This window comes from Desulfuromonas versatilis (assembly GCF_019704135.1).
Taxonomy (GTDB): Bacteria; Desulfobacterota; Desulfuromonadia; order Desulfuromonadales; family NIT-T3; genus Desulfuromonas_A; species Desulfuromonas_A versatilis.
In genome coordinates this window covers 2417157-2434657 of sequence record NZ_AP024355.1, presented here as the reverse complement: position 1 = coordinate 2434657, position 17501 = coordinate 2417157, and the positions used below count along the sequence as shown (strand labels likewise).

Here is a 17501-nt window from a genome sequence, read left to right as displayed (position 1 = left end):
CTCCGTTGGGGGGTTAGAAGGGGAGCTGCAGCTGCCAGTTCTTGCCGCGCAGCCACAGCCCGACGGCGATAAAGGCGATCTGGCTCAATGCCAGGGTGATAAATGCCAGGTTAGGGCCCCAGCGATCCCTGGCAAACCAGAGCCCCGGGTGGCTGCGGCTGTGGTCGAACCAGGGGGCAAACAACAGAAACAGGCCGATGACCAGCGGTGCGACGACTCCGCCGAAGGTGGCCGACCAGCTGACCATCTCCTGAAATCCGACGAAGTACCAGGGCGCCTTGGCCGGGTTGGGCGGGTGCAGGGGATCGGCCCGCTCATGCAGCGGGGCGTCAAGCACCAGGGCCAGGGCAATCAAGGCCGCCAGGGTCAGCAGGGCCACGGCAGTTTCCGCCCGGTAAAGCCAGGGGCCAGCAGGCAGCTTCTGGCTCTCGTCCTGGGGCGGGGCGGCCAGCCCCCCGTCCTTGCGGATGCGCCAGAGATGCAGGGCGGTAAAGACCAGCAGCAGAAGGGGCAGCACGCTGGCGTGCAGGGCGAACGAGCGCAGCAGGGTCTCTTCGCCGACCTGGTCGCCGCCCAGGAAGAAGCGGCTTATCCCGGGCCCGACCAGCGGGAAGTAGGCGGCAAGGCTTGCGCCGACCTTGATCGCCCAGTAGGAGATCTGGTCCCAGGGGAGCAGATAGCCGGTAAAGTTCGCCACCAGAATCAGCATCAGCAGGACCAACCCGTATATCCAGTTGAGGCTGCGCTCTTTGTAGCTGCCGGTGAGAAAGACCCTCGTCAGGTGCAGGGCGGCGAGAATCAGCAGGCCGTTGGCGGCGACGTAGTGGAGGTTGCGCAGCAGCCTGCCGTAAGGTAGCGTGGTGGTGATGTGCAGGATCCGTTCATAGGCCACAGCCTGCTCGGGAACGTAATAGAGAAACAGGGTCAGTCCGCTGAGCAATAACACCGCCAGGCAGGTCAGTCCGGCAACCCCAAGCCCCAGGGTGGTTGCGGGATGCAGGGTGCGGCGGTTGATCCGCACAGGATGCAGGTGGTGCAGGAAGTTTCTTCTGCTTTGCGCCATCGCTTCAGACCTCCGCATTCTGCTGGGATGGCGGCAGCTGGACCCAGTGGGGAGCGTCCAGCTTCTGTCCCGAGTGGATCCAGAGCTGGCCACGGCTGACCCGCACCTCGTGCCATTGCAGCGGGGTCGGCGCCGGTCCCGACCAGACCTCCCCCAGTGGGCCGAATTCGCTGCCGTGGCAGGGGCAATAAAAACCCTGATCCATGACATTGACCAGGCAGCCCAGGTGCGTGCACTCCAGGCTGACCGCGCCCACCAACGCCTCGCGTCTGACCAGGGCGACCCGCTGGGCAGGGAAGGGGACCACCGCTTCTCCGGAGATGGTGTCCGCATCGGTCAGGCGGGTCCAGTGAGCGGTGGAAAACCGCCCCGCGGCGAGCCAGACATCGCCGAACATCCAGCCCAGCATCCCCAAAGCCGTGCCGCCGAATCCCCACGAGAGGGTACGTACCAGCCAGTCGCGCCGCTTCATCTTTTGCCATCCATGTTGCTTGTCTGCGAAAACTCTCTCACCCTGTACACCAGAGACCACAACTCCTGCGCACCGAGTTCGTTGCGGAAAGATGCCATCCCCGTTCCGGGAACACCATCGTAGATGGCCCTGGCGATCCGGCCATTGGGCAGGGCGGCAAAGTAAGGGGTGTTGGTCAGATTGCGTGGCCGCGGCAGAAATTCCAAGTGCCTGGGGCCTCTGCCGGTGCCGGCCCGTCCGTGGCATGCGGAACAGCGTCGGTCAAACAGTTCATCGGTTTCGTCCTGGCTGAGCAGAGACTCCGGTTTTTCCGGCAGAGGCGCAAAGGTCGACTTGTCGTCCCGCGCCACCCCGACAAAGGCGTTGTAGATCAGGTCGATCACCGCTTCGATGGCCTGCGGTTTTAGCAGGTATTCATAGGGGGGCATGGAGGTCCCGGCCACCCCTTTGCGCACCGATTCGACAATCCGCGGGTCGGGGACGCTGCGGAAAAACTCCGCATTGCCGGCGAAAGCCCGTGGAAAATTGGCCAGGTTCGGCTGGATCAGCCCGCGGCCGTCGCCGGCGGCGGCATGGCAGCGCTGGCAGAGGTGCATATAGAGCTGTTTGGGATCGGGTTGATGGGCCAGTTCCCCTTTCTGGGCTGCGAGAAAGCCGAGCAGCTCTTTGCTCTGCGCTTCTTCGAACTGGACACGGGGCATGGTGGAGCCGGGCACCAGGCGATTGGGCTCGGCCAGGTAGGTTTTCAGATAGTCCGCGGAGCGCAGCGCGCCGATTGAAGTCAGGTCGGGCGCGATGCGGCCGTCGGTTTCACCGAACTGGTGGCAGGCCAGGCAGCGGTTGCGGGCCAGGGGGGTGGCCTCGGCGGGGATCTCCTCGGCCAGCACCTGCTGCCATGGCGGCAGCGAGACCAGCCCGGCCTGAATCTGCATGGGTGTGGCGAATTTGGGTTCGGCAACCCGGCTTTTCAGAAAGTAGGCGATTTTTTCGGTCTGCCCCCTGGAAAGGGGGTAGCGCGGCATGATGGTGTTGACCGGATCGGCATCTGGTTCGCGGATCGCCTCGATGATGCGCTCCAGGCTCAGGTGGCTGCCGATGGTGCTCAGGTCGGGACCGAACCGTCCCCCCTGTTGAAGCCCGGCGATGTGATGACAGCTGTCGCAGGCCCGGGAAAGAAACAGCTGGTAGCCCTGCCAGGCCTTTTCGGCGCCGGCAAGAGGCGCGACGGGGTGGCAGGTGAAGCAGCTGGCCTGCAGCTGCTTGCCCTTGAGCACCTGGCGGGCGCCGAGCCCTCCCGGCAGACCATGGGAGAGCACCTGGTCCATGGCCATCCCCTCACCCAGGTGGCAGCCGGTGCAGCCCAGGGTGTCGATGGAATGGGGGGCGATATCCGGGTGCTTCCTCGCAGAATCATTGCCGGCCTGATCGTGAGCAGGATGGAGCGCCCCTCCGGGGTGGCAGGTGGTGCAGTGCTCCCTGACCGTACTCCCTGCCAAATTGACAGTTATGTCGGCTATTTGCCTGTCAGGGTGGTGGCCGCCGCGCCTTTCCAGGGCAAGGGCGGCGACCACCACCGTCAACAAAGCCAGGGCGGCCAGCACCAGCAGGGGGTTGATCCACCGGGGGATGTCGGGGGGAGTTTTCAAGGGCAACTCGATGAATATCAGGCAAAGGATTTAAAAAAATTTATCCGACGGATTGGACAGATCTGACCGATCAGTCGGATGTTTATAGACCTAAGCCTGTTTCCACAAAACATGCCACACCGGCTTTTCGGCGGGAGGTCCACCATTGCTGGCGTCAAACAGGGCTTACAGGGGGGGGCTTGCTGCATCTAGCCGATGGCTCGAGTCTTGAAGAAATGCAGAATAATCCACGATTCCATGTAGAATATCCGACAAACCTTCCGGCAGGGGTTGAGCCTTACGGGGCTAAATGCCTAATTAAAAGTCGGAATCAAATTGGGCACGGTCTGTGAAAATGGGTATGCAACAGAGAATGTTTTCTTGATTGATTGCGGGGAAAATCTATACTTTCAGCATATTTGCACTTCCCCCGCAGGAGTTTTCCGATGATGCGATTTTCTACCCTGTTTCTGCTTCTGGTTCTGATTGCGGCCGTCCCCTGCGCGGCGAATGAGGGCGAGGCTCAAGATAAACGGCCGATTCTCGAACGGTTGGTCGCCCAAGCCCTGGTCGAAAACCCCGACTTGCGTGCCGCCGAGCAGCGCTGGCGGATGTTCGAGCGCAAGGTCATTCCGGCGGGCACCCTCGACGACCCGATGCTGACTCTGAGCATGAACAATTTTCCCGTTGATACTCTGGCCGGCAATGAAGCCCCCATGACCAGTCGGGACATCGTCCTGGCCCAGAAATTCCCTTTTCCCGGCAAGCTGGGTTCGAAGGCCGAACAGGCCGAGCAGCAGGCGCTCTGGTACAAGGGGGTTTACGAGGACAGCCGCCTGCAACTCGTCCGGCAGGTCAAGGATGCCTACTACAGCCTGTATTACCTGGATAAGGCGATCGAGATCACGGAAAAGAACCTGAAGCTCCTTGACGATTTCATCCGCCTGACCGAAATCCGCTACCAGGTCGGCCAGGGACTGCAGCAGGATGTGCTCAAGGCCCAGGTCGAGCGATCCAAGCTGATGGACCGGCTGTTCGCCCTGCGCCAGCAACGGCTGACCGCACAGGCCAATCTCAACACCCTGCTGGCCCGGCCGGCCGCCAGTCCGGTGGAAAAGCTGCCCGAATTCGAATTGGTCGAAGCAAAAGTTTCGGTTCCCGAACTTATCGAACAGGCCGAAGAAGCAAGGCCCCTGTTCGCCGCCTATCAGTCGCTGATCGACCGGTTCCGGTCGCAGAAGAAGTTTGCCGAGCTCGATTACCGCCCCGACTTCAACGTGTTTGCCGCCTACAAGTTTCGCGAGGAGAACCGTGGTGACGACGGTGTGGATTTCGTCAGCGCCGGGGTCACCTTCAACCTCCCGGTCTGGCAGGAACGTCGCGGCGAAGTCGTGGCGGAGGCCGACTCCGGGATCCGCATGGCCTACCAGCAGTACAATGATTTGCGCAACAAGGTGGGCTTCAACATCAGCGACGCCCATGCCCAACTCGAGAAAAACCGCCAGCAGGTGCTGCTGTTCAAAACCGGGATCATCCCCCAGGCGACCCAGGCCCTGCAGGCGGCGCTGAGTGCCTACCAGGTCGGCAAGGTCGAGTTTCTCTCCCTACTCGATGCCCAGCTGACCCTGCAGCGCTACGAGATGGATTATTACCGGGCGCTGACCGATTACCAGCGCAGCCTGGCCCGGCTGGAGGCCGAGGCCGGCAGGAGTCTCACCGATTCACAAGCCAAGGAAACCTCCCCATGACCAGACGAGCAAAAATCCTCACTACTTCCCTGATGACGCTGGGATTGGTTTTCAGCGGCGGCCTCTATTACGGATGGCAGAGCCTGATTCGCGGCGACCTGGGCCACTTTCACGGTCCGGCCGAGGCGGGGGCCGAAAAGGTCAAGTACACCTGCGGCATGCACCCGATGATCATCGTCGACGAGCCGGGTCTGTGTCCCATCTGCAACATGGACCTCACCCCCTTGAAAACCGGCACCGCCGGGGCCGGGGCCAAGCCGACCGGCGAGCGCAAGATCAAGTACTGGGTCGCCCCCATGGACCCGACCTATATCCGCGACGAGCCGGGCAAATCCCCCATGGGGATGGACCTGGTACCGGTTTACGAGGACGAGGCTCCCGGCGGCGCGGTGATCAGCATCGACCCGGTCACCTCGCAGAACATGGGGGTGCGCACTGCCCTGGTTGAGCGCGGCGACCTGAGCCGGGTGATCCGCACCGTGGGCCTGGTCGGTTACGAGGAGCCGAAGCAGTATTCGGTCAACAGCAAGATCGCCGGCTGGATCGAGAAGCTCTACGTTGCCCAGACCGGCCAGCATGTCAAGAAAGGCCAGCCGCTGCTCGAGATCTACAGCCCCGAGCTGGTCTCGGCCCAGGAGGAATACCTGTTGGCCCTGAGCAACAGCGCTTCGCTCCAGGACAGCCCGTTTCCCGAAATCGCCGGAGGGGCCACGCGCCTGCTCGAAGCATCGCGCCAGCGCCTCAAGCTCTGGGATATCTCGGAGCGGCAGATCCGCGAGTTGGAGAGGACCCATAAGGCACAGAAAACCCTGACCCTCTACGCCCCCTACAAGGGGATCGTCACCATGAAAATGGTTACCGAGGGGATGTACGCCAAGCCTGGGGTGGACCTGATGCAGATCTCGGACATCTCCCAGGTATGGGTCTATGCCGACATCTACGAATACGAGCTCCCCTGGATCAAACAAGGGCAGGGCGCCGAGATCGAACTCCCCTTCGGCCCCCGTCGCACCATCGAGGGGCGCATCTCCACCATCTATCCCTACGTCGAAGCGAAGACCCGCACCGTCAAGGCTCGCATCGACCTCGACAACCCCGACTTCGAGCTTCGCCCCGACATGTACGTCAACGTGAAAATTCAGGCAGAAACCGTGCGCGACGTGCTGACCATTCCTGTCGAGGCCGTTCTCAACTCGGGGAGCAAACAGACCGTTTTCGTCGCCCTGGGCGACGGCAAATTCGAACCGCGCCAGGTCAAGACCGGCCTGCAGAACCAGGACGGGCGCATCGAGATCCGCCAGGGCCTGCTCGCCGGCGAAAAGGTGGTGACCTCCGCCCAGTTCATGCTCGACTCGGAGAGCAAACTGCGCGAAGCGATCCAGAAAATGCTCGAGCCGAAAAAGGACGAACACGCCGGCCACGACATGGCCGCCCCCGCCGAGGACCTCGACGACCTCTTCGGCGAAGAACCAGAGGAAAAACAGGAAGATCTAGAAGATTTGTTCAAGTAATCCCGTAGGGGCGAATAATCATTCGCCCCGGGTTCGAGACGGGTTACCCGCCCAAGGGCTCGACAAGGATCACCCGCCCCGGGGTTCGAGACGGTTCACCCACCCAGGCCGATCCCAAGGGTCGTCCCCGGCAGACGGGTTTTACCAATCACCAGTCACCCATCACTAATCACTGGTTTTAAATATGCTTGAAAAAATCATCGAATGGTCCATCCGCAACAAGTTCATGGTGACCCTGCTCACGGTCTTCGTCATCGTGGCGGGCATTTACTCCCTGAGCAAGACACCGGTGGACGCCATCCCCGATCTCTCGGACGTGCAGGTGATCATCTTCACCGAATACCCCGGGCAGGCCCCGCAGGTGGTGGAGGACCAGGTCACCTATCCGCTGACCACGCAGATGCTGGCTGTCCCCTACGCCAAGGTGGTGCGCGGCTACTCCTTTTTCGGCTTCTCTTTCGTCTACATCATCTTCGAGGACGGCACTGACCTCTACTGGGCCCGCTCGCGGGTGCTCGAGTACCTGAACTACGCCGCGGGCAAGCTGCCCAAGGGGGTCACCCCGAGCCTCGGGCCCGACGCTACCGGGGTCGGCTGGATTTACGAGTACGTGCTCGAAAGCGACAAGCACGACCTGCAGCAGCTGCGCTCGATCCAGGACTGGTTCCTGCGCTACGAGCTGACCGCGGTGGACGGGGTCGCCGAGGTCGCCTCCATCGGCGGCTACGTCAAACAGTACCAGGTGGCCGTCGACCCGGCCCGGCTGCTCGCCTACCACATCACCATCCCGCAGATCCGCCGCGCCATCCAGGCCAGCAACAACGACGTCGGCGGGCGCCTGGTGGAGATGGCCGAGACCGAATTCATGGTGAGGGGGCTAGGGTATATCCGCTCGGTGGACGACTTGGAAAAGGTCGTGGTCGGCACCGACAGCCGCGGCACGCCGATCCTGCTGCGCGACCTGGCCGAGGTCAAGATCGGCCCCGAGCTGCGCCGGGGCCTCGCCGAGCTGGACGGCAAGGGCGAAGCAGTGGGCGGCATTATCGTCATGCGCTTCGGCGAGAACGCCCTGCAGACCATCGAGAACGTCAAGGCCAAGCTCGAAAGCCTCAAGGCCGGGCTGCCCGAGGGGGTGACCATCCGCACCGTCTACGACCGCTCCGGGCTCATCGAACGGGCGGTGGACACCCTCAAGGAGAAACTGCTCGAGGAGAGCATCGTCGTCGCCCTGGTCACCGCGCTGTTCCTGTTCCACCTGCCCAGCGCCTTCGTGGCGATCTTCACCCTGCCGGTGGCGATCCTGATCGCCTTCGTCATCATGCACGCCCAGGGGATCAACGCCAACATCATGAGCCTCGGCGGCATCGCCATCGCCATCGGCGCCATGATCGACGCGGCGATCATCATGATCGAGAACGCCCACAAGCACCTGGAGCGCGACCAGGGCAAAAAGCCGCACTGGGAGATCATCCTCGCCTCGGCCAAGGAGGTCGGCCCGACCCTGTTCTACTCGCTGCTGGTGATCACCGTCTCCTTCGTGCCGGTCTTCACCCTGCAGGAGCAGTCGGGTCGGATGTTCAAGCCGCTGGCCTTCACCAAGACCTACGCCATGGGCGCCTCGGCGCTGCTGGCGGTGACCATCGTGCCGATTCTCATGGGCTGGTTCATCCGCGGCAAGATCAAGCCCGAGCACGCCAACCCGGTCAACCGCTTCCTGATCTGGGTCTACCATCCGGTGGTCGATTTCGTGCTCAAGTGGCGCAAGATGACCCTGCTGGTGGCGCTGCTGCTGATTCTCTCGATCTGGTATCCCCTCAGCAAGATGGGCAGCGAGTTCATGCCGCCGCTCTACGAGGGCGACCTGCTCTACATGCCGACCACCATGCCGGGCATCTCGGTGACCAAGGCCCGCGAACTGCTGCAGCAGACCGACCGGATCATCGCCAGTTTCCCCGAGGTGCACCACACCTTCGGCAAGATCGGCCGTGCCGAAACCGCCACCGACCCCGCGCCCCTCTCGATGATCGAGACCACCATCATGCTCAAGCCCGAGGATGAGTGGCGCAAGGTGCCGGCGCCGCGCTTCTACTCGAACTGGCCCGAAGCCCTGGAGCTCGTCAAGAAGCCGCTGCGCTGGGTCTGGCCGGAAGAGAAGCCGATCTCGGTGGAGAAGCTCACCGAGGAGCTGAACAACGCCATCGCCTTCCCGGGGCTGACCAACGCCTGGACCATGCCGATCAAAACCCGCATCGACATGCTCTCCACCGGCATCAAGACCCCCGTCGGCATCAAGATCATGGGGCCCGATCTGCAGACCCTCTCGGATCTCGGCGAGCAGGTCGAGGCCCTGGTGCGCACCCTGCCGGGGACGCTGAGCGCCTTCTCCGAGCGGGTGGTCGGCGGCAACTACCTCGACTTCACCATCGACCGGGGAGAAGCTGCCCGCTACGGGCTGACCGTCGGCGAGGTGCAGGACATCATCCAGGCGGCCATCGGCGGCATGAACGTCACCCAGACCGTCGAGGGCCTCGAGCGCTACCCGGTCAACATCCGCTACCTGCGCGACTACCGCAACGACCTGCCGGCCCTCAACCGGGTGCTGGTGCCGCTCAAGGACGGCAAGCACGTGCCGATCTCGCAGCTGGCGACCATCGAGATCAAGAAAGGCCCGCCGGGCATCAAGAGCGAAAACGCCCGGCGCACCGCCTGGGTTTACGTCGACCTGCGCGGCATCGACGTCGGCACCTACGTGAAAAACGCCCAGCAGGCCGTCGGCGAGCAGATCCAGCTGCCGCCGGGCTACAGCATCGTCTGGAGCGGCCAGTTCGAGTACATGGAGTCGGCCAAGAAGCGCTTCATGGTCATCATTCCGCTCACCGTGCTGATCATCTTCGTCATCATCTACATGAGCACCAAATCGGTGATCAAGACCGGCATCGTGTTCCTGGCCGTACCCTTCTCCTTGGTGGGGGCCTTCTGGTTCCTCTACCTGCTCGACTACAACACCTCGGTGGCGGTCTGGGTCGGGGTCATCGCCCTGGCCGGGCTCGACGCCGAAACCGGGGTGGTGATGCTGCTCTACCTGGATCTTGCCCACAAACTCTGGGGCGACCAGGGGCGCATGCTGACCCGCGGCGACCTCAAGCAGGCGATCCACCACGGGGCGGTCAAGCGCATCCGGCCCAAGATCATGACCATCGCCGTGATCATCGCCGGCCTGCTGCCGATCATGTGGAGCCACGGCGCCGGGGCCGACGTCATGAAGCGCATCGCCGCGCCGATGGTCGGCGGGGTGGTGACCTCGGGGATCATGGAGCTGATGGTCTACCCGGTCATCTTCTTCCTCTGGCGCGGGCATAAGCTCGACAAATCTCTGGTGCCCACCGCGGAAGGAGATATCGAGGAACACTGACTGGTGACCATCGGCAAAGGAATGGGCACCGGTTAGTTGACAGGTTGGAAAATAAATGCGTCCTGCTGCAGGACGAAACGCGGAGCTTCCGCTATACAACAACATAGGAGGAACACATGAAAAACAGACTGATCGCCATTTTTGCAACCCTTCTGCTCGCTTCGGCTCCCTTCGCCGCTTTCGCCATGGACCATGGTCACGGCGGGGAGCACATGGCTGGTGAGGACAAAGGTCACGGCGGCCACGGCGAGCATGGCGGCATGGCCATGGAAGACGGCACCATCATGCTCGGCGAGCAGACCAAGGACGGCGTCAAGGCCATAGTCCACCTCAAGGACGTCAAGGAGGCCATGGGGAAAATGGGCATGAAGGAAACCCATCATTTCATGGTCATGTTCACCGACGAGGCCACCGGCAAACCCATCGAGGAAGGGACCGTGGCGGTCAAGATCAAAACTCCCGAGGGCAAGGAAGGCGCGCCCGTTTCGCTGATGGGGATGCAGGGGCATTTCGGTGCGGACGTCGTCATGGCCCAACCCGGGGAGTACCACTTCAAAGTCGGCACCAAGCTCGAGGACGGCAAAAAGCGCCAGTATCACCTGCACTACGACGTCAAATAGGCAGCCGCGGGCCCCGGAAAACGTGCGAAGTTGCGACGTCGTGGTAAAATAATCGCGGGCAACAAACCGCAATAGATCCCTTCCAAGGAGAACCGTTCGATGAAAGCCATAACAGTGATTGCTGCAGCGGTGCTGTTCGGATTGTCTCTTCCTCTCTCCGCAGCCGCGATGAGCCACGAAAAAGGGGAGTTGGAGCATGGCCAGGGGCATGAAAAGATGGAGCACCAGGGCCATGGCGCCATGGAGCATGGCGGCATGATGATGGAAGGTGACATGGTCATGCTTGGCGAATCCACCGAGAACGGCATCAAGGCCATGGCCCACCTCAAGGATGTCAAGGCCGCCATGAGCAAAATGGGCATGACGGAAACCCACCATTTCATGGTGATGTTCATGGATACCGCGACGGGCAAACCCGTTGAATCGGGGATGGCCGCCATCAAGATCAAGGGGCCTGACGGGATGAAGAGCGAGCCCATAAAGCTGATGGGGATGGAGGGGCATTTCGGTGCGGACGTGACCCTCGCCGCCCCGGGGCGCTATGAGTTTGAAATCGGGACCAAACTGGCGGACGGCAAGAAGCGGAACTTCCAGTTTGAATATTCCGGGAATTAATTTTTTTCGTCCGGCTGGAGGGGGGTACAGGCAGAAAGAGATACCCAACCCTTGGGTGTAAAACGCCTGCCCCTTTGGATTGATTTTCCCCCCTTTTTTCGTTAAGAAAATTCCCAAGCACCCGAAAGAGCGACGTTTATTCGTCGCTCTTTTTTCTTTCCAGTAAATTAGAAATGCCTTACATGGACAATTGACAGGTCGGGGAATGGTGCTAGAGTGGAGGCAAAGGTTAGGTCGGCCTCATTTTGGTGCTCCCGGATTTCGCGGCGGGCACAGCTGTAGCTTTGAAGGTGGAGGGTATTCCATGGCAAGAATCGATGCCAGGGTGAAAACCGAATTGCCGGTCAAATTGACCACCCCCCAACGAACTTCCAGTCAAAACAAATCAATGGTCATCAAAGAATTGAGTCTCAGCGGGGCCCTGGTCCAGGGGTTGGGGGAGGCTGCCCGGGTCCTGCGGTTCTCCTCGCGGTTGCCCGAGCAGGGCGAGGTGCAGTTCTGTGCGCAGGTCATTCGCCAGATCAACGGGGCCGTGGCGGTCAAATTCTATCACCCTGATCGCTCTACTCTGGGCAATCTCTGGGAACATATCCGCAACCGCCTGAATACCGGAACCGAGTGCCCCTATTGCGGCAAGGAGAAGGGGGGCGTCCGCACCCGTTGCCAGGCGTGCGGTATAGCCCTGGATCTGGAAAAAAGCGACTACCTCGATCGCCACCTGAAAAACACCTTTATCCAGCGCCTGCAGAGCCGCCTTGACCACCTCGATCCGATAAATATTGAAAAACTGCTTAATCTCGTGGACCGGGAGCTGCTCAAGTACCATGGGGAACCCCGGGAGGAAGAGTTTGTCGGCACCACGGCGGTAATGCTCGAAGTATTCACCATGATCCGCAAGGTCGCGGTGACCGACATGAACGTTCTGATCCTCGGCGAAAGCGGTACCGGCAAGGAATTGACGGCGCGGGCCATTCACGAACGCAGCGACCGCCGCGACAAGCCCTTTGTAGCGCTCAATTGTGCCGCCATCCCCGAAGGGCTGATCGAAGCCGAGCTGTTCGGATATGAAAAAGGCTCGTTCACAGGCGCTTATGCGACCCGCAAGGGAAAGTTCGAACTGGCCGACGGTGGGACCATATTCCTCGACGAAATCGGCGAGCTGCCCCCGGGGCTGCAGGTCAAATTGCTGCGTTTCCTCGAAGACCATATCGTGGAGCGGATCGGTGCCAAGGGGGGGAAAAAGGTCGATGTCCGCATCCTGGCAGCAACCAACTGCGACCTGAAGAGCATGGCCGGCAACGGTGGCTTTCGCAATGACCTCTTTTTCCGCCTAAACGCATTCACCATCACCTTGCCCCCCTTGAGGGAGCGTGGAGACGACAAACTGGTCCTGGCCAACTATTTCCTCAAGAAGATCGCCCTGGACGAGGGCAGTCCGGTCAAGGGGTTTTCCCCCGAGGCCAAGACCGCCATCATGGCCCATCCCTGGCATGGCAACGTGCGGGAAATGATCAACAAAATCCGCCGCGGCATAGTGATGGCGTCCCAGGAGTTGATCTCGCCACAGGATATGGAGTTGGAACCCGCCGAGGTAGCCGCGGAGCCAAGCGGCCTGAAAAAGCAGGTGTTCAAGACCCAGCGGGAAGTGGTCCTGCGCACCCTTCGGGAAAACAACTTCGTTATCGCCAGGGCAGCCAGGCAGCTCGGCATCAGCCGCCCAAGCCTCTACTCGCTGATGAAGAAACATCAGATCGAAAACGAGACCGCCAGGCAATGACGGTTCCCGAATGTCCCCGCATTGCGGATCCCCCGACAGCAGATGTCGGGGGATTTTTTTATGTGTAAAACGTAAATGTAAAAATGACCTGTCCGGATGCTTTACGGAATTAGCCTGGCCAAAACATGAAAGTTGCTGAAAATACATGAAAAAAGCCCTTGGCATGGGTGTTGCTAAATTAAAAGACAGCAATTAAAAAACCGCGAACGGCTGCGAGGGTGACGATGAAAATGAACGGACAGTGTATCGCGATCCTCCTCCTCTTCCTGGGACTTACGGGGAATGTTTACGGCTTTGAAGCGATCCTGGTCGCCAAGGCCCAGTTGGGCGACTTATATGGGCTGAGCACAGTCCCGCCCGAAGAGGATGGCTGCCAGGACCGGGTTCGTGCCGAACCCGCCCCCCTGAAAAATCTGGAGTTGCCAGGAAACGAACTGAATGACGTGCAACTCGGCAGCATCCGCGGCAAGGCCATCGGCATCAGTACGCCGGAGCTTCCCGGATTCTCGGCCTCGGCGATTATCCTCTGGGACGAACCCGGGGTTCGCGGCAGCGAAAAATTCCAGCGGGCCAATGGTGCCAGCATTAGCTCTATCTCAATACAAGGGAGGTGATGCAGCGAAGCAAGAGAAGACCTACTTGATTGCAATGAAGTTCAAGGGAGGGAAAGGGGAAATGCCGTTGTTCAGCAGTTAACGTCGTACCACACTCTAAAGGAGGAGAACCATGTTGAAAAGACTGCTATGCATTATCGCCATGCTGGGACTGGCCACGGTAGCATTTGCCCAGGATCCGTCATCCTGCACCCCGTCCGATTCCGCCGTAGCTCAGAACGACAGCACGGCCTTGGACAACTCGCTGAATGACAATACCCTGGACGCATCGACCAACACCGACAACTCCGTCGATGTCAATGATTCATTCAAAGCTGCCGCGACCGATTCCTTCAACGACAACAGCGACAATTCGACCGATCTCGACCTCAATGCCGATGTGCCCATCGCGGCCGATGTCGATGACAGCGCTGTTGCTCAGCAGAACTCCACCGCTACCAACGACTCCCTCAATGACAACAGCGACAACAGCGACAACTCCACCAACACCAACGTCGAAGTCGGCATTGAGGACGTACCGGTAGCCATCGACAACGACGGCTCGGCCGTTGCCCAGCAGAACAGCACCGCCAACTGGAACAACGAGGACAACGACAACGACGACTCCTTCAATACGGACAACTCGGTACGTGAGTCCTACAACACCGATACCGACTACGACAACGACAACGTCGCCAATGAAAATGACGACTCCAACGTGGCCCAGGATCAGAGCACGATCGCCGACGACTCCTACAACACCGACAACAGCAACGACAACGACAACGTCGCCGACGACAACGATGATTCCAACGTCGCCCAGGACGGCAGCGCCATCAACGACGTCGAGGACTCCTACAACGACAACAGCGACAACTCCACCAACGACAACCGCGACCAGTCCGTGAAGCTCGAGGCCAACCTGCTGCAGGTATCGGCCCAGATCGGCGCCATCAATGCCATCGGCGCCAACGGCGCGGGCGATGACTGCGCGGGCGGCACCGCCGTGACCAACACTGTCAGCTTCCAGGATTCCTTCAACGGCAACGCCGGCATCATCAACAACTCCAGCACCGCTGGCGGGTTCAACAATGCCGGTAACCTCAACGCCATCGCAGTCGGCGGGTTCTAAGGTACCAGGGCACTTGCAGCAAACCCCGGCGGGGCACAGGATCCCGCCGGGGTAATCCTTCTCGGAGTGTATCAATGGTGGTGAGTCGATCCCATGGGAAAACAGCTTTTTTTCTGGGATTCACCTGTTTACTGGCGATGCTGGTGCAGAGTGTGGAGGTTCATGCCGCGGCGGTGGACATCAGGATCGGCAACATGGTTGTTTCGAAGAAGGTCAAATCGATGAAGGACCTTCGCTTCGAAAACCTGGTACGGCAGACCACGGATTTTAGCTGCGGGGCTGCCTCCCTGGCCACCATTCTCACCTTCTACTTCGACAGGGAGACCTCCGAAGAGGATATTCTGCAGGCGGTCCTGACCCATCAGGACCCCCAGGTCGTTGAACGGGTCAAGAAAAGCGGGCTCTCCCTGCTCGACCTGAAAAACTACGCCGAGTCCCTCGGCTTTGGCGGCAAAGGCTACCAGCTCGAGGTAACTCAGCTCAGAGAGCTGGACCGGCCTGCCATCGTCCTGATCAACCACCAGAACTACAATCACTTCGTGGTGGTCAAGGGGATCTCGGGAGACAAGGTCCACATCGCCGATCCGGCCAAGGGGAACATGGTCAAGAGTCTCAAGGAGTTCCAGGAAATGTGGAACGGCATCCTGTTGGCTTTTACCAATTCGACCGGCGAGAAGGTCGAAGAACATGCCCTGGCCGTCAAGCAGGGGCTGCGGCTCGACCGCAAATTACTGGTACCCGATTTGTTCAACATGGATCTTGTGAAGGACCCCTCGGAGTTTTAAAGATTTGCCTCACAGCCTAACAAGGAAAAGGGGGTTGGAAATGAAACCTGGATGGGGCAGGAACATTCTGACGGGCATGTTTGCCCTGCTGATTCTCTTTGCCTCCTCACTGGCGCACGGCGAAGACACCCTGGCGTTGACCGGGGACACCCTTTCCGATGAACAGATGAGCGAGGCTCGAGGGGGGTTTTCTCTGCCCGATGGTCGGGTGCTGTATTTCGACATGGAATACCTTAAATTGAATACCGTCATCAACAACGACCCCGGTTTTGGCAGCACCGCCGGTTTCGTCAACGGCATTCGACAGTCAGTGAAAATCGACCAGGATGGTATCAAGTTCGACATGAACATCCTTCAGGCCTTCAACGGTGGGGACCAGGGAGCCGCCCTGGCCAATCCGGACCAGATCAACAACATCATGGTCGGAAATTCGTTTACCGATTTCTTCGGCCTGGCCAATACCAACCTGATCGCGGGCAATTACAACACCGCCTCTATTGTAAACATCTTCAATATCCGCCTCGGATTTTTCAATGCCAAAGACATAGGAGGGTTCAATCCGATGGAATTCATGATGCGGTAAATTGGGAAGCTAAATGGGGAACCAGATAGAGGAGGGCAGCGAAGCCGCCGGGCATAAACCGGCGGCTTCGCTGTTTTTCGAGAAGATTCATATGGCCTTATGAAAAAATATCAACCACAGGGTTGACAACCGATGGGTTGGGGGGGAAAATTTCACTCACATATGAAGGTTTTAACCTTGGATTACTTCGACGTTTTCCATTCAATGGGATGGAAAATCCGGTTGCGGTGCAGGAAAGGAGGGACTCCCCATGAGAAAATCGGTATTCGTGCTTGTCCTGGTGGCATTGTTCGGTTTCCATATCGACAGCTTTGCCCAGGACGAGACCGTTTCCGAAAAGGTGCAGCCGGGCCTGCTGACGGAAAAAGGCGCCACCATGGTCGGTCGGCGCAATTTCGTCATAGAGCCCGGGTTCCAGTACACCCACATCAGCTCCAACCGTCTCGACGTCACCGGGGTCAGTGTCCTGCCGGCATTGGTGGTGGGCATCATCGAGGTCGAGAAAATCCGCCGGGACATTCTCATCCCGTCTCTGACTTTCCGCTTGGGGCTGACCGACGCCTTCGAATTCAATCTCAAAATCCCCTATGTCGCCCGCTATGACCGCTACACCTTCGGGGCGGACAGCCTGAACACCGAAAACCAGTTGGATCGGATCACCGAGCGCGTCGACGAGACCGGCCTGGGGGATATCGAAGGGGGGCTGCTGGTGCATCTGCTCAAGGAGCGGGATGGAATGCCCGGGATCCTGGCCGGTCTGCGGGTGAAGTCCCGCACCGGGAAGGACCCCTACGGTCTCAGGACCAAGGAAGTCGGCCAGGTTCAAGGGGCCGGGCGGACCATCAACACCGAACTGCCCCTGGGCAGCGGCCACTGGGCCCTGGAGCCCAACGTCACCATCGTAAAGACGGTGGACCCGGCGGTGTTCTTCCTCAACCTGAGCTATTTCGACCACATCGAAACGGATCCCGGGGACGGGATCGGAACCGTTGATCCGAGCGACAGCATCAACATCGGCTTCGGTCTGGCCTACGCGTTGAATGACCGCTTTGCGCTGAGTACCGCCTACGAACAGAAATTCTACGACCGCACCGAAGTGGACGGGAAAAAGATTGCCGAGACCGACATCACCACCGCGAGTCTCGTTTTCGGCGGCACCTACCTGATGACCAACAAGGTTTCTCTGAACGTCTCGGTCAGTTTCGGTTTGACTCCCGACTCCCCCGACACTCAGGTTAGCCTGAAACTGCCAATCCGCCTGGCCTTCTAAGGCAAGTTCGCCGCCGGTTGGGGTATCCCCGCCGGCGGCGATTATCTCCCCGCAGACCGTTCAGGCACCTTTCCCCTGCTTTTTCTTCAAAACCCGGAACGGCCCGGATCCTCCGGCCGTTGCCGATATCGAGGGACAGCAAACAATGTTTTGCATGTTTGCGAAACTCTAGGTGCGAAGCTTTGCATTTGTGCGAAAGCGAAAACCTCTCCTGGTAAATCGAAAATCTATTTCAAGTCTTTGGTTTTATTCGAAAAATATTCGAAATACTGAGTTTTTCATTGCCAGGTGAGTG

Annotated in this window: 14 protein-coding genes; 11 read left to right on the top strand and 3 right to left on the bottom strand. The window is 59.8% G+C overall.

The window, feature by feature from the left end; genetic code table 11:
• Positions 1-13 precede the first annotated feature (13 nt).
• From DESUT3_RS10935 to DESUT3_RS10925, 3 genes are read right to left on the bottom strand one after another with little or no spacing between them, the layout of a single operon-like run.
• Positions 14-1063, bottom strand: a complete 1050-nt coding sequence (locus tag DESUT3_RS10935) for a cytochrome b N-terminal domain-containing protein (RefSeq protein WP_221248515.1) — start codon at positions 1061-1063, stop codon at positions 14-16.
• 4 nt (positions 1064-1067) lie between these two features.
• Positions 1068-1535 carry a QcrA and Rieske domain-containing protein gene (locus tag DESUT3_RS10930; RefSeq protein ID WP_221248514.1) on the bottom strand — a complete coding sequence of 156 codons (468 nt, stop codon included), beginning with the start codon at positions 1533-1535 and terminating at the stop codon, positions 1068-1070.
• On the bottom strand, positions 1532-3181 hold the full coding sequence (locus DESUT3_RS10925; protein ID WP_221248513.1) for a c-type cytochrome: 1650 nt from the start codon (positions 3179-3181) through the stop codon (positions 1532-1534). Before DESUT3_RS10925 ends, DESUT3_RS10930 begins: the two co-directional genes overlap by 4 nt.
• 425 nt (positions 3182-3606) lie before the next feature.
• Between DESUT3_RS10925 and DESUT3_RS10920 the strand changes: the two genes are divergently transcribed.
• The 11 genes from DESUT3_RS10920 to DESUT3_RS10870 all read left to right on the top strand — a co-directional run bounded on the left by DESUT3_RS10920 (position 3607) and on the right by DESUT3_RS10870 (position 17206).
• Positions 3607-4908, top strand: coding sequence for a TolC family protein (locus DESUT3_RS10920; protein ID WP_221248512.1), 1302 nt, complete (start codon positions 3607-3609; stop codon positions 4906-4908).
• Positions 4905-6419 (top strand): efflux RND transporter periplasmic adaptor subunit, encoded by a 1515-nt coding sequence (locus DESUT3_RS10915; RefSeq protein WP_225911483.1) that lies wholly within the window; start codon positions 4905-4907, stop codon positions 6417-6419. The genes DESUT3_RS10920 and DESUT3_RS10915 overlap by 4 nt, the downstream gene beginning before the upstream one ends.
• 184 nt (positions 6420-6603) lie before the next feature.
• Entirely contained in the window at positions 6604-9831 is a 3228-nt protein-coding gene (locus DESUT3_RS10910; RefSeq protein WP_221248511.1) for an efflux RND transporter permease subunit, read from the top strand.
• A 116-nt stretch (positions 9832-9947) separates the two neighbouring features.
• Positions 9948-10451, top strand: a complete 504-nt coding sequence (locus DESUT3_RS10905) for a hypothetical protein (RefSeq protein ID WP_221248510.1) — start codon at positions 9948-9950, stop codon at positions 10449-10451.
• 99 nt (positions 10452-10550) lie between these two features.
• Positions 10551-11066, top strand: a complete 516-nt coding sequence (locus DESUT3_RS10900; RefSeq protein ID WP_221248509.1) for a hypothetical protein — start codon at positions 10551-10553, stop codon at positions 11064-11066.
• A 304-nt stretch (positions 11067-11370) separates the two neighbouring features.
• Positions 11371-12843: a sigma-54 interaction domain-containing protein gene (locus tag DESUT3_RS10895; protein WP_221248508.1), complete on the top strand. Its 1473-nt coding sequence runs from the start codon at positions 11371-11373 to the stop codon at positions 12841-12843.
• 224 nt (positions 12844-13067) lie between these two features.
• Positions 13068-13457 carry a hypothetical protein gene (locus tag DESUT3_RS10890; RefSeq protein ID WP_221248507.1) on the top strand — a complete coding sequence of 130 codons (390 nt, stop codon included), beginning with the start codon at positions 13068-13070 and terminating at the stop codon, positions 13455-13457.
• Positions 13458-13569: 112 nt separating this feature from the next.
• The gene (locus tag DESUT3_RS10885) at positions 13570-14568 is read left to right on the top strand and encodes a hypothetical protein (RefSeq protein WP_221248506.1); all 999 of its coding nucleotides are present in this window, start codon (positions 13570-13572) and stop codon (positions 14566-14568) included.
• Positions 14569-14705: 137 nt separating this feature from the next.
• On the top strand, positions 14706-15353 hold the full coding sequence (locus tag DESUT3_RS10880; protein WP_221248505.1) for a C39 family peptidase: 648 nt from the start codon (positions 14706-14708) through the stop codon (positions 15351-15353).
• Between the two features lie 40 nt (positions 15354-15393).
• Positions 15394-15936, top strand: coding sequence for a hypothetical protein (locus tag DESUT3_RS10875; RefSeq protein ID WP_221248504.1), 543 nt, complete (start codon positions 15394-15396; stop codon positions 15934-15936).
• A gap of 250 nt (positions 15937-16186) precedes the next feature.
• The gene (locus DESUT3_RS10870) at positions 16187-17206 is read left to right on the top strand and encodes a transporter family protein (protein ID WP_221248503.1); all 1020 of its coding nucleotides are present in this window, start codon (positions 16187-16189) and stop codon (positions 17204-17206) included.
• Positions 17207-17501 lie beyond the last annotated feature (295 nt).

Coding starts and splice junctions, on each gene's coding strand:
- DESUT3_RS10885 (WP_221248506.1), top strand. CDS start 13,570: ATGTTGAAAAGACTGCTATGCATTATCGCCATGCTGGGACTGGCCACG.
- DESUT3_RS10890 (WP_221248507.1), top strand. CDS start 13,068: ATGAAAATGAACGGACAGTGTATCGCGATCCTCCTCCTCTTCCTGGGA.
- DESUT3_RS10905 (WP_221248510.1), top strand. CDS start 9,948: ATGAAAAACAGACTGATCGCCATTTTTGCAACCCTTCTGCTCGCTTCG.
- DESUT3_RS10930 (WP_221248514.1), bottom strand. CDS start 1,535: ATGAAGCGGCGCGACTGGCTGGTACGTACCCTCTCGTGGGGATTCGGC.
- DESUT3_RS10870 (WP_221248503.1), top strand. CDS start 16,187: ATGAGAAAATCGGTATTCGTGCTTGTCCTGGTGGCATTGTTCGGTTTC.
- DESUT3_RS10895 (WP_221248508.1), top strand. CDS start 11,371: ATGGCAAGAATCGATGCCAGGGTGAAAACCGAATTGCCGGTCAAATTG.
- DESUT3_RS10915 (WP_225911483.1), top strand. CDS start 4,905: ATGACCAGACGAGCAAAAATCCTCACTACTTCCCTGATGACGCTGGGA.
- DESUT3_RS10900 (WP_221248509.1), top strand. CDS start 10,551: ATGAAAGCCATAACAGTGATTGCTGCAGCGGTGCTGTTCGGATTGTCT.
- DESUT3_RS10875 (WP_221248504.1), top strand. CDS start 15,394: ATGAAACCTGGATGGGGCAGGAACATTCTGACGGGCATGTTTGCCCTG.
- DESUT3_RS10935 (WP_221248515.1), bottom strand. CDS start 1,063: ATGGCGCAAAGCAGAAGAAACTTCCTGCACCACCTGCATCCTGTGCGG.
- DESUT3_RS10910 (WP_221248511.1), top strand. CDS start 6,604: ATGCTTGAAAAAATCATCGAATGGTCCATCCGCAACAAGTTCATGGTG.
- DESUT3_RS10880 (WP_221248505.1), top strand. CDS start 14,706: ATGCTGGTGCAGAGTGTGGAGGTTCATGCCGCGGCGGTGGACATCAGG.
- DESUT3_RS10920 (WP_221248512.1), top strand. CDS start 3,607: ATGATGCGATTTTCTACCCTGTTTCTGCTTCTGGTTCTGATTGCGGCC.